Genomic DNA, 13,328 nt, shown 5'->3' on the forward strand with positions numbered 1-13,328 from the left:
TCAGACCTCCAGGATCTCCCAGCCCTCGCCGAGCACGACCTGGATCTGGTCGGGTCGCGAGGTGATGACCCCAGCCTGGTTGGCCAGCGCCACCCAGGCGGCGTGACCGGCACCGAGCCGGCCGGTGTGCCGGGCCATGCTGCCGATGGTCGGAGCCTCGTCGTCGTTGTCGAGGTCCAGCGCCGGCAGCACAGTACGCACGGCGGGGTTGCGGCGCAGCATCCGCAGCAGCTCGTGCTCGTCAGGGTCCAGCAGGCTGTACGCCTCGAGCAGGCAGGCCAGTGGCACCGCCACCGTGCCCTCGGCGTCGGCCACCTCGACGACCGTTTCACCGACGGCCGGTACCCCATGCACGTACGCGAGCAGGGCCCCGGTGTCGAGCACCCAGTACGGCCGACTCACGCGGCCGAGCGCCGGTCCAGCTCCGCCCGCAACTCGTCGGCCGGGCGGCCCAGCAGCTCCGCCACCCGGGCGATGGCAGCCTCGCGCGCCTCCGGCGTGACCTGGCGTGCGGCCAGCCGCTGCGCGGCGCCGATCGGGTCGTACGGGAACTCGCCGTGGCCCGCAGCCCGCAAGGCGGCCCGCATGTCGTCGGATATCCGACGGCGGCGCAGCGCCTCGGTGACGTACGCGGAAACCTGGCGGGCGGGCAGCGCGTCCAGCTGCTCGGCCACGTCATCCGGGACGGAGATCGTCACACGCCGACTCATACACCGGAGCCTAGCGGAGTATGAATCCTCCGTCAGCAACGCCCCGCTGACGTTCGGTTGATCAATCCCGCCGACCGGACGACCGCAACAAAGCGGGACATCGGTCATACTGCTTGACTTAAAGCAATCGAAAGGAATCTGGTGAGCACCAAGCACCAAGAGCTGGCGAACTTCATCTGGTCGGTGGCCGACCTGCTGCGCGGCGACTACAAGCAGTCCGAGTACGGCCGGGTGATCCTCCCGCTGACCGTGCTGCGCCGCCTCGACTGCGTGCTCGAACCGACGAAGGACGCGGTGCTCGCCCGGCACCAGCAGCTCAAGGACATGGGCGTGCAGAACATGGACCCGGTGCTGCGCAAGACCGCCGGGCTGTCGTTCTACAACACCAGCGAGATGTCCTTCCGTAAGCTCCTCGGCGACCAGGACCACGTCGCGCTCAATCTGCGCGCCTATATCGGCGGCTTCTCGCCCGGCGCGGTGGACGTGCTCGACAAGTACGGCTTCGACACCCAGATCAGCCGGCTCGCCGAGGCCGGGCTGCTCTATCAGGTGGTCGCCAAGTTCGCCGACATTGACCTGCACCCGGACGTCGTCTCCAACCACCAGATGGGCTACGTCTTCGAGGAGCTGATCCGCCGCTTCTCCGAAATCAGCAACGAGACCGCCGGTGAGCACTTCACCCCGCGTGAGGTCATCAAGCTGATGGTCAACCTGCTGCTCGCCCCCGACGAGGACGAACTGATCACGCCAGGCATCGTCCGCAAGGTCTACGACCCGGCCTGCGGCACCGGTGGCATGCTCACCGAGGCCCAGGAACACATCCAAGCCCACAACCCGCACGCCACCGTCGAGGTGTACGGGCAGGAACTCAACGGCGAGACGTACGCGATCTGCCGCTCGGACATGATGCTCAAGGGAGGCGACCCGACCAAGATTGCCTTCGGTAACTCGTTCGGCCAGGACGGCCACGAGGGTGAGCGCTTCGACTACATGCTCGCCAACCCGCCGTTCGGCGTGGAGTGGAAGAAGGTCGAGAAGTTCATCAAGGACGAGCACGCCCGCGGTCACGCCGGCCGCTTCGGGGCCGGCCTGCCTCGGATCAACGACGGTTCGCTGCTCTTCCTCCAGCACATGATCTCGAAGATGAAGCGCCCTGAGGACGGCGGCAGTCGCCTGGCGATCGTCTTCAACGGCTCGCCGCTCTTCACCGGTGCTGCCGGGTCGGGCGAGTCGGAGATCCGCCGGTGGATCCTGGAGAACGACCTGCTCGAAGGCATCGTCGCCCTGCCTGACCAGCTCTTCTACAACACCGGCATTTCCACCTACTTCTGGATCCTCACCAACCGGAAGGAGCCGGCCCGCCGACGCAAGGTCGTGCTGCTCGACGGCCGCGACTACTGGACCAAGATGCGCAAGAGCCTCGGCGACAAGCGCAAGATGCTCACCGACGAGCACATCGCCGAGCTGACTCGCGCCTACGTGGAGGCGCTGTCCATCGCGGACGACCCGGAGCACCCGCAGTACGCCAAGGTGAAGGTCTTCAAGACCACCGACTTCGGCTACCAGCGCATCACCGTCGAGCGCCCGCTGCGCCTGCGCTTCGAGGTCACCGAGGAGACGGTCGCGCTGCTCGCGGAGGCGAAGGCGGTCCTCAAGTACGCCGAGCGGGAGTCGCTGCTGGCGGCGGTGAAGTCGCTGATCGGTACGCAGTCGAGGACGCGGGCTGAGTTTGCGATGAAGCTGAACGGGCTGGGGAAGCTGCCTGCGGCGGTGGAGAAGGCGGTGTGGGAGGCGTTCTCGGTCAGCGATCCGCAGGGGGAGGTGCAGACCGACCGCAAGGGCAACCCGCTGCCGGACCCTGATCTGCGCGACAACGAGAACGTGCCGCTGGACGAGGATGTCCACGACTACCTCAACCGCGAGGTGCTTCAGTACTTCCCCGACGCGTGGATTGACGAATCCAAGACCAAGATTGGTTGCGAGATCCCCTTCACGCGGAACTTCTACGTCTATCAGCCACCTCGACGACTGTCCGAGATTGACGGCGAGATTAAGGCGCTTGAGGCAGAGATCCAGACACTGCTCGGCCAGGTGACCAAATGAGCGGTGGCTTGGGCGGCCCAGGTATGCGAAGAATCAAGACGGTTGTCACCAAGATTGGAAGTGGTAAGACTCCGAATGGTGGTGGCCGGTCTTACCAGGACGACGGAGTTATGTTTCTTCGAAGCCAAAACGTGCACTTCGCCGGCCTCCGGCTCGACGATGTTGCGTTTATTGGTGAGGATGTCCATCGAGAGATGAGAGCGTCCTGTGTGCTTTCAGGTGACGTGCTTCTCAATATTACGGGAGCGTCCCTCGGCCGGGTTGCGCGAGTGCCGGACAACTTCGGTGAAGCAAACGTTAACCAGCACGTATGTATTATTAGGCCAGGTGCTGGGGTCGATTGCCGCTTTCTCGCCTATGCGCTTTCGTCATCGAATGTTCAAGAGCAGATCGCCGCACTGCAAATGGGTGGCAATCGCGACGGATTGAACTTCGAACAAGTGGGAAACCTGGCCATTCCGTTACCGTCGGAGACTAGCAAGCAGGAGCGCATCGCCGACTTCCTCGATGCCGAACTGGCTAGCGTTGATGCCTTGGTTGGGGCTAAGATGCGGCAGATTGCCCTGCTGCATGAGCGACGCGAAGCAATAGTGGCATCGCGTGTTTCGGAGCTATGCAACGACCATGGCTCAGTTCCGTTGCGACGGATTTGGTTGGGAATCGAGCAGGGCTGGAGCCCGCAATGCGACGATGCTGAGGCTGACCGCGATAACTGGGCTGTTCTTCGGACCAGCGCTGTCAGCTCCGGCAGATTCGATCCACTGGCACACAAACGACTTCCAGTCGATGTTCAGCCAGACTTGCGCTATGTCATTAACGATGGCGATCTCTTGTTAACAAGGGGAAGTGGCTCTGCGGCGATGGTCGGGGTTGCGGCAGTTGCAGATACAGATGGGAGGCGTCTGCTGCTGAGTGACCTTCTCTATCGGGTGAGACTGCAGCCGGGGTGGCCAAGCGGGCTAGTGGCCTCGGTGATTGGTAGTCGTCCAGCAAGGGAGCAGATTTCGTTGCTGCTTAGGGGGCAGTCAGGGCAGACGATTAAGCTGCGCGGCCAAGATGTGGGCGAGATCCTAATCCCTTGTGTACCGCCTGATCGCCGCGGGGCGATCGCAGCCGAGATCGCGGTCACTTCTACTTCACACGTTAGCGCTGCCAGAAAGATTGAAAATAGCCTTGCCCTCCTGCATGAGCGACGGCGTGCGTTGATTACCGCAGCCGTAACCGGACGCCTTGATCTACCAGCGGCTTGGGAGGCGGTCGCATGAGCCCAGTACATGGGGAGCAAACCTTCGAGTCGGCAGTCGAAGGTTCGCTGCTTGGCTCGGGTTGGCTGCGTGGCGCGTCGAGTAACTGGGACCGGCAATTGGGACTCGACACTGCTGAGCTGTTCGCGTTCGTCGGCAGAACGCAGCCGGACGAGTGGACGAAGCTGCTGGCCTACCACGGGAACAACCCGGATGAGGCGCAGCGGCACTTCGCTCAGTACCTCGCCAAGCAGGTCGACGAGCGTGGCCCCCTCGACGTCCTCCGTCGTGGTGTCAAGGACAAGGGTGTCCTGATCCGCCTTGCCTACTTCAAGCCAGCCCACGCCATCACCGACGATGCGCTCAAGCTCTACCGCGCCAACCGCCTCACCGTCACCCGGCAGCTCGCCTACTCGACGAGCAACAACAACACCCTCGACCTGGTCCTCTTCGTCAACGGCATCCCGCTCGCCACGGCCGAGCTGAAGAACCCGCTGACCGGCCAGACTGTCGAGGACGCGAAGGGGCAGTACCGCAAGGACCGAGACCCGAGGGAACTGCTCTTCGCGCGGCGTACCCTTGTGCACTTCGCCGTGGATCCCGACCTGGTCTTCGTCACCACGAAGCTGGCCGGCGACAAGACCCGGTTCCTGCCCTTCAACACCGGCTCCGACGGTCCGGGCGTCTCTGGCGGCGCCGGCAACCCGCCGGCGGGCGCCTCCGGTTATCGCAGCTCGTACCTGTGGGAGCAGATCTGGCACCCGGACACCTGGATGGACCTGGTCCGGCGGTTCCTGCACACCGACAAGGAATCGCGGAACCTGATCTTCCCGCGCTACCACCAGTGGCATGCGGTCACCCAGCTCACCGACCATGCCGCCCGCAACGGTTCCGGCCACAACTACCTGGTCATGCACTCCGCCGGGTCGGGCAAGTCGAACACCATTGCCTGGTTGGCGCACCGGCTCTCCAGCCTGCACACCGCACCAGCGCTCGACGAGGACGCGCGGGCGAAGGGGCTGCGCCCCAACGAGCCGGTCTTCGACAAGGTCATCATCATCACCGACCGGGTGGTGCTGGACCGGCAGTTGCAGGACACCGTCTTCCAGTTCGAGCACGTGCCCGGCGTGGTGCAGCGGATCGACAAGGACTCCGCCCAGCTCGCCGCCGCCCTCCAGGGCGAGACCGCGAAGATCATCATCACCACGATGCAGAAGTTCCCCTACATCCTCGACAAGGTGCAGGGGCTCAAGGGCAAGCGGTTCGCGGTCATTGTCGACGAGGCGCACTCGTCGCAGTCCGGCGACTCGGCCGCCGCGCTGAAAAAGGTGCTGCTCAAGCTCGGCAGCGACGACGTGGACGAATCGGGCGATCTGCTCACCGCGTCGGCCCTGGCGCGCGGCCGGCACGAGACGCTGTCGTACTTCGCGTTCACCGCCACCCCGAAGCCGAAGACCCTCGAACTCTTCGGCACGCCGCACCCGGTCACCGGCAACCCGCAGCCGTTCCACACGTACTCGATGCGCCAAGCCATCGAGGAGGGCTTCATCCTCGACGTGCTGCGCAACTACCTGACCTACAAGGCGTACTGGAAGCTGGCCAACGCCAACCCCGACGACCCGGAGGTCGACCCGAAGAAGGCCGGCGCCCAGCTTGCCCGCTTCGCCAGCCTGCACCCCACCATGCAGGCGCAGAAGGCCGAGATCATCGTCGAGCACTTCCGCAAGCACACCGCGCCGCAGCTCGGCGGGCGCGCCAAGGCCATGGTGGTCACCGGCTCCCGCGAGGCCGCCGTCCGCCTGCACACCGCCATCCGCAAGTACGTCGAGATGCATCAGTACGTCGGCTGCGACTCCCTGGTCGCCTTCTCGGGCGAGCTGGAAATCGACGGCGTCGAGCACACCGAGGCGCGGATCAACGGGTTCAGCGAGGGCGAACTGCCCGAGAAGTTCGCCTACACCGCCGCCGACGACAAGCACGCCGGCACGCCCAGGGCGAAGCAGGACACCGAGTACAAGATCCTGGTCGTCGCCGAGAAGTATCAGACCGGCTTCGACCAGCCGCTGCTCACCACCATGTACGTGGACAAGCTGCTCAAGAGCGTCGCCGCGGTGCAGACCCTGTCCCGGCTCAACCGCACCCACCCGCTCAAGGCCCAAGGCGACGTCTTCGTACTCGACTTCGTCAACGAGGCCGGCGACATCGCCGAGCAGTTCAAGCCCTACTTCGAAACCGCCGCCACCACCCCCACCGACCCCAACCTGCTCTACACCGCCCAGAACGCGGTGACCGGCTACCCGATCCTGGTCGACTCCGAGATGCAGGCGTACGCCGAGGCGCTGCTCGCCGCCGAGCAGAAGGCGACCAGCGACACCGCGCTCCAGCGGGCCCACGCCTCCCTCTACCGCTTCACCGAGCCGGCCGTTCAGCGCTTCAAGGCCTTGGCCGAGGACGACCAGGAGGCCGCGGACGACTTCCGGTCCGCGCTGCGCGACTACACCCGGATGTACGCATTCCTCAGCCAGATCGTGCCGTATCACGATGAGGATCTGGAGCGCCTCTACCTGTACGGGCGGGCGCTGCTCAACCGGCTGCCGCGTCGGCAGGACCCCTCCGTCGACATCGGTGAGGTGCAGCTGACCCACCTGCGGGTCAGCAAGACCGGCGAGCACGACGCGTCGCTGTCGCCGGAGGGGGAGCAGATGCTGCCCGGCTTCGTCGGCGGGGGAGCGGGCCGGCAGCACGACCCGGAGAAGGTCGCGCTGTCCGAGCTGATCGACGCGTTCAACGACAAGTTCGGCATCGGGCTGGGCGAGGCCGACAAGGTCTGGGTCGAGCAGCAGATTGTCGCCCTGGCCGAGGATGGCACGCTCGAAGCTGCCGCGCTGGTCAACGACGAAAGCAACTTCGGCGTCGTCTGCGACAAGCGGATCGAGGACGTGATCCTGTCCCGGCACGACGACAACGGCAAGCTCATGCAGCGCTACCTCGACGACGACAACCTGCGCTCGCAGCTCAACCAGTTCGCGCGCCGCCAGGCATACCAGATGATCCGCCGCCGCAAGGGCATCGCCTGACTTTCGACCACAGCCGAGAGGAGGACGGGTGTCCCCGTCCGAGCCCCCCTTCCACCTTTGGATTGCCGCGGACGAAACGCGGACGGTGGTCGCTCTCGCCCCGCTCAAGGTGTCCGGGGCACCGGTCAAGCACGAGTGGGGAAGCATCACGGACCTGCGAGCCGTACCGGTGCCCGAGAAGGCTCCCAACGTCGCCGGCATCATCGTGCTCGCCACGCTGGTGCTGATCGGTGCCTTCGGGCTGTGCCTCAGCGGCGCGCCATTCCTGGTGATCTTCTTCCTGGCTGCGCTCGTGTTGGGCATCGGCCTGGCGGCGGCGTTGTCGAAGGCGTCTCCTTCTCAGGTGGTGGCACCGGACCAGGTAGCGTTCCCGAACCTTCACCAGACGCTCGACGAGGAGGAGCGCGAGGACTTCCTCGACCTGGTGGAGTCGGCCGAGCGAGCCGGCCGCGCCCTGCCGGGCGTGGAAAGGGTGCTCGATCCGGCAGAAGGAGGAGAGCTGCTCGCCCAGGTCTTGTGGGAGGCAGCCGACGTGCTCAGCCGCCGGCAGCAGCTACGCCCCCAGGTGGTGCGCCAGCAGCAGCCGACACCGACCGCCTCGCCGACTAGTCCTGCCGCCCAGGCGCTGGCCGAACAGCGGGAAAAGGCGAGGGCGCTGTGGGAGGAGACCGAGGTGGAGCTGTCCCGGATCCGCACCGCGATCGAGCTCGCCGCAGTGGCCGCAGAGAACGCCGCTCACGACCCGAGCGCCCACGATGCCGTTCGTGAGGCGTATCGGGAGTTGGCTGACGTGTACGGCGAGCGTTTCTAGGGGGAACCGGATGCAGGCGCAGGAGCGCGTCGCTGAGCGGTACGAGCTGACGTACCCCCTCGGCCACGGAGGTATGGGCGAGGTTTGGGCCGGCTTCGACGAGAAGCTGGACCGGCCCGTCGCCATCAAGTTCCTCCGCAAGCTCACCATCCCTGAGAGCGAGCGGGACGCCGCGGTCGAGCGGTTCATGCGGGAGGCCCGGGTCACCGCACGACTCGACCACCCCGGCGTGCCCAGCGTCCACGACGTGGGCCACCACAGCGACGACCTCTACATCGTCATGCAGCTCGTGCCGGGCATGCTCCTCTCCGACCTGATCGCCGAACATGGCCGGCTCGCCGTACCCTGGTCTGCCGCCATCGGGGCGCAGATCTGCTCGGTGCTCGCGGTGGCGCACGCCGCCTCGCTGGTGCACCGCGACCTGAAACCGCAGAACGTGATGGTCACCCCGACCGGTTCGGTGAAGGTGCTCGACTTCGGCGTGGCGGCGTTGCTCGGTGCTGACGTGCCCAGGCTGACCGCCACCAGCCACACCCTCGGCACGCCCACCTACATGGCGCCCGAGCAGGCACTTAACAGCGCGGTCGGTCCGCGCGCCGACCTCTACGCGCTCGGCTGTGTCCTCTTCGAGTTGCTGACCGGCGACCCGCCCTACCGGGCCGACAATCCGCTCGGCATGCTGCACCGGCACATGAGCGACCCGATCCCGTCGGTCGCTGAACACCGTGCCGGCGTACCCGACGGCCTAGTGCAGCTCGTCTTCCGGCTGCTCGCGAAGGACCCGCAGCACCGCCCCGCCTCGGCCACGGAGGTCTACGAGATCCTGGCACCGCTCGGCAGGGTCGAGCAGGACTCGGCCGGAGACCTCGCGATGACCGTCGCCGACGGGCAGCCGGTCGACCCGACCATGCCCTACCGCTATCCCTTTGGCCCCCTGCCACCCCGCACGCCGCTGCCACCGACACGAGTCGACGTCGTCCAGCCACGGGTCGCAGCGGAGGTCATCGAGCCGCCGTCCCTCGACGAGCTGGCCGAGGTGGAAGACCGCGCCTGGGAGTTGGCCGAGGAAGAGCGATTCACCCAGGCCGCTGCCCTGATCGAGACGGCGCTGCGTCCGCTGCGGAAGGGGCATGCCGCCAAGCAGCCGAGGGTCCTGGAGTTGCGGCTAAACCTGGCCAACCTGTACGTCCTCGCCGGAGCGTTCCGGCAGGCGCTGCCCGAATTCCAGCGACTCATTCCCGACTTGGCCGAACGCCCGGTGCCGGATGAGGAACTGATCTGGCAGTGCCGGCAGCAGGCGGCGGTCTGCCAGGCGGAGCTGGGCGAGGCAAGCGGCGCCTTGATCGAGCTCCGCGCGCTCCTCGCCGAGGAACAGCAGGTGATGCCGCCGGACGCGCCGGAGTTGTTCCCGCTACGGCAGCAGATCGCCATGCTCGCCGCCGGCGTAGGCGAGGTGATTGATGCCCGACGTGAGCTGACTGAGCTGTGGCGTGACGTGAGCGCCCGGTACGGGCCGGAATCAGCGCAGGCGACCGAGATCAAGGCTCTGCTGACTCACCTGGAACGGCTGGGGGAGAGCGTGCCTGGGGTGGCCGACAGAACTGCTGGACGACACGGGACGGCGTGAGAGGCGAGAAGCATGTTCGAACTGGAAGATGCGGTCAAGCAGTGCGTCGAGCGAGTGGCGCGGTTCCGCCGGCAACACCAGCGCATTGGCGAGCAGAACACCAAGGCTGGGCTCATCGAGCCGATTATCGGGGCGCTGGGCTGGGATCTGTTTGACCCAGACGAGGTGCACCGTGAGTACCGGCGGCGGGGCGTTGACAATCCTGTGGACTATGCCCTGCTGCTCTTGCGCACCCCCCGGCTGTTCATCGAGGCGAAGGGGCTGGGCGAAAATCTCGACGACCCGCGCTGGGCCAACCAGACGATCGGCTACGCGACCATGGCTGGGGTGGAGTGGGTCGCCTTGACCGACGGCGCGGAGTGGCGGGTCTACAACGCGCACGCTCCGGTGCCCATCGAGCACAAGCTCTTCCGGGCGGTCCGGCTCGAGGACGACGTCGATGCAGCCCTCGAGCTGTTGTGCCTGCTCAGTAAGCAGAACATGGGGGACAACCGGATTGAGGACCTCTGGAAGGGATTCTTCGTCGACCGGCAGGTCCACACCGAGCTGACTGATCTGTTCGCTGGATCGGACCCCGCATCCGAACTGGTTGACCTGCTTGATAGCCGGATGCCAAGGCTGAGCCGTGAGGAGATCCGGCAGAGCCTCATCCGCGCGCGGGCCACCTTCGACTTTCCGATGTCGGCGGCAGTCGCCGCTCCGCCGGCCCAGCGGCAATCCCTTCCGCCCCAGGCGTACGAGCCTCCTACACAGCGGGCGGCGCCCGAGCCGGTCCCGGTGGCATCGGCGTATCCGTCGCCTGTAACGAGAAGTTCGAAACGAGCACCACACGTGACGCCGGACGAGCGGAGGCTGAAGCTCGTGGATCTCCTCGCCGCCGGGCGCCTACGGCCGGGCACCACGCTCTTCGGCCGCTACCTCGGGCAGCAACACACTGCGGAACTGCTAGCGGATGGCCGGGTGCGGTACCGGGGGGAGGTTCACAACTCACCCTCCAGCGCAGGGGAGGCGGTGAAGATCGCGATCCATGGCCGGGACATCACCGACAGCCGCAAGGCGACCGACGGACTCGACTTCTGGCAGGCGCAGGATGCGGTGACGGGTGACGTGGTCACGCTTAAGGAGATCCGCCGTCGCGTCGCGTCGGGGAGGTAGCGATGTCGTCCGGTTGGCTTGGACTGCGCGACCTCATTGCCGTGCTCGATGACGAGCACTCAGGCACCGCCCTCCGGCGCTACTTCGCGCCCGGCGCTTTCACTGGCAGCCAGTTCGAGGCGTTGGGCGGCAGCCCAAAGGCCCTGCACCGGGACGCGGTGGTCGCCGAGGACCTGATCGCTGTTGAGCTGCTGAACGCGCGCGTCCCTCCCGGGGTTGCTCTCGACCTCCTGCAGGGCGATCTTGGTCAGCGGATCAGCGACGAACTGCGCAAGATCCCGATCGGCGTGGACCTGAGCGACGAGAGTGCGAGGACGTACATCGAGGACGGTGGTCCAGCAGAGCTCGCGTGGCGGCTGCTGACCAACCGTCATGGCGTGAACAAGGCCATCGCTGGGAAACTCCTGGCCCGCAAACGTCCGAGGCTCATCCCGGTTTACGACAGTGTCGTGGCGTGCGCGCTTCGTGGCCGCCCTGGGTTTTGGCTCTGGCTACACGAGCAACTCCGAGCTGAGGATCTTCTCATGACGCGGATGTTGCGGAAGCTACGGGTCGAGGGCGATGTCCCGACGCATGTATCCGACATACGCATTTTCGACATCGTTTTCTGGATGCGTCATAGAGGTGACCACAGAAGTCGTGGCTGTCCCGGGCTGCCGAATGTCGGCCCAAGCCTATGAGTCTTGCTCCGACGTGTCCGCGACGAAGACGCCGATGCCCATTCGACCGACAAGCTCACCCAGCTCAATCATCGAGTCCAGGGCGCGCCGCACCGTGACGTGGCTCGTGTCGTACTCCTCAGCAAGGAGGCGAGCGGACGGGAGCTTACTTCCCGGCGGATAGATCCCAGCCCGGACCTTCGCGCGGAGATCATCTCTGATCTGGCGCCAGAGCGGCTGGGCGTACGGCATGCGGCCAGCAAAGCAGCCGTCGAGATGAGCATGTAAAGCATCCCCATCCTATCTTTACAGGCTTTACAGGTTTGCTAACCTTCTCCCATCAGCGACAGGGAAGAGCGGGAGGGACATGGGCAGGCGGTGGAAGTGGTTCTTGCGGCCGGGACGCGTCGCGATTGACCTGGTCGGACCGGTCGTACCGGATGGCAACGTGCCGGGGAGCTGTCGGCGGCCGACGGGGGAGGACGGCGTACTCGATGGGCGGGTGACCTCGCGGTGCGACGGCGCGGTCGTCTACGAGCGGCCCGAGCGGTGGCGGGCGGCTCCGCCGCGGAACCAGCGCGCGGACCGCGACGACCCGCGGCCGCCCGGCGAGCAGCCCGACCGGCAGCGGCGGGGGAGTGGCCCGGTCGAGGGGCGGGGTTCGGATGGCTGAGGACGTGGGGTCGACGGTGCCGCGCCGGCAGCTCGGGCGGGCGTTGCGGGAGTTGCGGACCGAGGCGCGGATGACGTTGGACGGCGCGGCGCAGGCGTTGCAGTGCAGTCGGCAGAAGGTGTGGCGGATCGAGGCGGGGCTGTGTGCGGTGCGTGGGTTCGACGTGCGGGGGATGTGCGAGCTGTACGCGGCGACGCCCGAACTGACCGGCGCGCTGGTCGCGTTGGCGGGGGAGACGCGGGCGAAGGGCTGGTGGCACTCGTACGGCGACACCATCCCGGACTGGTTCGAGCTGTACGTCGGGTTGGAGGCCGCCGCCGGCCGGCTGCGCGAGCACGCCGACGCGCTGATCCCCGGGTTGTTGCAGACCCGGGGGTACGCGACGGCCGTCTGCCAGCACCGGCCGGACCTGCCCGACGAGGAGCGGGAGCGCCTGGTCGAGGTGCGGCTGCAACGGCAGGGCCTGCTGCTGCGGCGGCTGCCTCCGCCGCCCCGGTTCGACGTGATGCTCTCCGAGGCGGTGTTGCTGCGGGTCGTCGGTGGCCCGGCGACGATGGCGGAGCAGCTTCGGCACCTGGTGGAGGTGAGCCGGCTGCCGCACGTGTCGATCCGGGTTGTGCCGTTGGCCGCCGGCCCGCACGTGGGTGCCGTCGCGGGCGCGTTCGTGCTGCTGGACTTCCTGCCCACCAACCGGGTCGAGCCGGAACCGTCGGTCGTCTACAGCGAGTCGTTGACCGGCGCGCTCTACCTCGATCGGAAGGAGGAGATCGCCGCGTACGAGAGGGTCTGGGTCAGCCTCGACTCGCTGGCCCTGGACCGGGTCCAGTCCCGACACCTGATTCGCAAGATCCTGGAGGAGGTTCACCATGGTTGACCTGACCGGCGCGCATTGGCGCACCAGCACCCGCAGCGGCGACAACGGCGGCAACTGTGTCGAGGTTGCCGACAACCTGCCCGGCGTCGTCGCCGTACGCGACAGCAAGGACCGCAGCGGCCCGGTCCTCACCTTCACCCCGGACGCCTGGGCGGCCTTCGTCCGCGTAGTGCCGCCGTCGCGCTGATGAGCGAGCGGTCGCGGTGACGCGTCGGTCCCGGACAGTCGCGAGCCGGCCCCCGGACCGCCTCATCCGGTCCACGCGACCACTGCTGCGGTCCGGGACACCGCCGTCGCGGTCCTTGCCCCGGCGGGGCAGCGCTCGGCGGTCCCAGACGGTGTTCGCGGTCCCGGGCGGTACTCGGCGGGCACGCCGGTCCGGGACCGAGGCCCCG

At 66.8% G+C, this 13,328-nt stretch carries 12 protein-coding genes; 9 read left to right on the forward strand and 3 right to left on the reverse strand.

Going from position 1 to position 13,328, the window contains the following annotated elements; genetic code table 11:
* Positions 1–402: a hypothetical protein gene (locus GA0070621_RS10290; RefSeq protein ID WP_091193913.1), complete on the reverse strand. Its 402-nt coding sequence runs from the start codon at positions 400–402 to the stop codon at positions 1–3.
* Positions 399–710 (reverse strand): hypothetical protein, encoded by a 312-nt coding sequence (locus GA0070621_RS10295; protein ID WP_157739929.1) that lies wholly within the window; start codon positions 708–710, stop codon positions 399–401. Before GA0070621_RS10295 ends, GA0070621_RS10290 begins: the two co-directional genes overlap by 4 nt.
* 141 nt (positions 711–851) lie before the next feature.
* On the opposite strand from GA0070621_RS10295, the gene GA0070621_RS10300 reads away from it, so the two are divergent.
* The 7 genes from GA0070621_RS10300 (at position 852) to GA0070621_RS10330 (ending at position 11,407) form a co-directional block, all read left to right on the forward strand.
* Positions 852–2,813, forward strand: a complete 1,962-nt coding sequence (locus tag GA0070621_RS10300; RefSeq protein WP_167666772.1) for a type I restriction-modification system subunit M — start codon at positions 852–854, stop codon at positions 2,811–2,813.
* On the forward strand, positions 2,810–4,078 hold the full coding sequence (locus GA0070621_RS10305; protein ID WP_091193920.1) for a restriction endonuclease subunit S: 1,269 nt from the start codon (positions 2,810–2,812) through the stop codon (positions 4,076–4,078). Before GA0070621_RS10300 ends, GA0070621_RS10305 begins: the two co-directional genes overlap by 4 nt.
* A gap of 98 nt (positions 4,079–4,176) precedes the next feature.
* Positions 4,177–7,134 (forward strand): type I restriction endonuclease subunit R, encoded by a 2,958-nt coding sequence (locus GA0070621_RS10310; RefSeq protein ID WP_167666773.1) that lies wholly within the window; start codon positions 4,177–4,179, stop codon positions 7,132–7,134.
* Between the two features lie 28 nt (positions 7,135–7,162).
* A complete protein-coding gene (locus tag GA0070621_RS10315) occupies positions 7,163–7,945 on the forward strand; it encodes a hypothetical protein (protein WP_091193926.1) in 783 nt (260 codons plus the stop codon).
* Positions 7,946–7,955: 10 nt separating this feature from the next.
* The gene (locus GA0070621_RS10320) at positions 7,956–9,572 is read left to right on the forward strand and encodes a serine/threonine-protein kinase (RefSeq protein WP_091193929.1); all 1,617 of its coding nucleotides are present in this window, start codon (positions 7,956–7,958) and stop codon (positions 9,570–9,572) included.
* A gap of 12 nt (positions 9,573–9,584) precedes the next feature.
* On the forward strand, positions 9,585–10,727 hold the full coding sequence (locus tag GA0070621_RS10325; protein WP_091193932.1) for a restriction system modified-DNA reader domain-containing protein: 1,143 nt from the start codon (positions 9,585–9,587) through the stop codon (positions 10,725–10,727).
* Positions 10,728–10,729: 2 nt separating this feature from the next.
* Positions 10,730–11,407, forward strand: coding sequence for a DUF6308 family protein (locus GA0070621_RS10330; protein ID WP_091193935.1), 678 nt, complete (start codon positions 10,730–10,732; stop codon positions 11,405–11,407).
* Here GA0070621_RS10330 and GA0070621_RS10335 read toward each other — a convergent pair.
* Positions 11,402–11,638, reverse strand: a complete 237-nt coding sequence (locus GA0070621_RS10335) for a GntR family transcriptional regulator (protein ID WP_091193938.1) — start codon at positions 11,636–11,638, stop codon at positions 11,402–11,404. The two genes, GA0070621_RS10330 and GA0070621_RS10335, sit on opposite strands and share 6 nt — an antisense overlap.
* Positions 11,639–12,051: 413 nt before the next feature.
* On the opposite strand from GA0070621_RS10335, the gene GA0070621_RS10340 reads away from it, so the two are divergent.
* Positions 12,052–12,933, forward strand: a complete 882-nt coding sequence (locus tag GA0070621_RS10340) for a helix-turn-helix domain-containing protein (RefSeq protein ID WP_091193941.1) — start codon at positions 12,052–12,054, stop codon at positions 12,931–12,933.
* Positions 12,926–13,120: a DUF397 domain-containing protein gene (locus GA0070621_RS10345; protein WP_091193944.1), complete on the forward strand. Its 195-nt coding sequence runs from the start codon at positions 12,926–12,928 to the stop codon at positions 13,118–13,120. Before GA0070621_RS10340 ends, GA0070621_RS10345 begins: the two co-directional genes overlap by 8 nt.
* The last annotated feature ends 208 nt before the right edge of the window (positions 13,121–13,328 follow it).

It is taken from the genome of Micromonospora narathiwatensis, assembly GCF_900089605.1.
GTDB classification, from domain to species: Bacteria; Actinomycetota; Actinomycetes; order Mycobacteriales; family Micromonosporaceae; genus Micromonospora; species Micromonospora narathiwatensis.

Bases quoted from the DNA above. Each gene is read 5' to 3' on its own strand.
- GA0070621_RS10340 (WP_091193941.1), top strand. From the start codon at position 12,052: ATGGCTGAGGACGTGGGGTCGACGGTGCCGCGCCGGCAGCTCGGGCGG.
- GA0070621_RS10320 (WP_091193929.1), top strand. From the start codon at position 7,956: ATGCAGGCGCAGGAGCGCGTCGCTGAGCGGTACGAGCTGACGTACCCC.
- GA0070621_RS10330 (WP_091193935.1), top strand. From the start codon at position 10,730: ATGTCGTCCGGTTGGCTTGGACTGCGCGACCTCATTGCCGTGCTCGAT.
- GA0070621_RS10335 (WP_091193938.1), bottom strand. From the start codon at position 11,638: ATGCCGTACGCCCAGCCGCTCTGGCGCCAGATCAGAGATGATCTCCGC.
- GA0070621_RS10305 (WP_091193920.1), top strand. From the start codon at position 2,810: ATGAGCGGTGGCTTGGGCGGCCCAGGTATGCGAAGAATCAAGACGGTT.
- GA0070621_RS10345 (WP_091193944.1), top strand. From the start codon at position 12,926: ATGGTTGACCTGACCGGCGCGCATTGGCGCACCAGCACCCGCAGCGGC.
- GA0070621_RS10325 (WP_091193932.1), top strand. From the start codon at position 9,585: ATGTTCGAACTGGAAGATGCGGTCAAGCAGTGCGTCGAGCGAGTGGCG.
- GA0070621_RS10295 (WP_157739929.1), bottom strand. From the start codon at position 710: ATGAGTCGGCGTGTGACGATCTCCGTCCCGGATGACGTGGCCGAGCAG.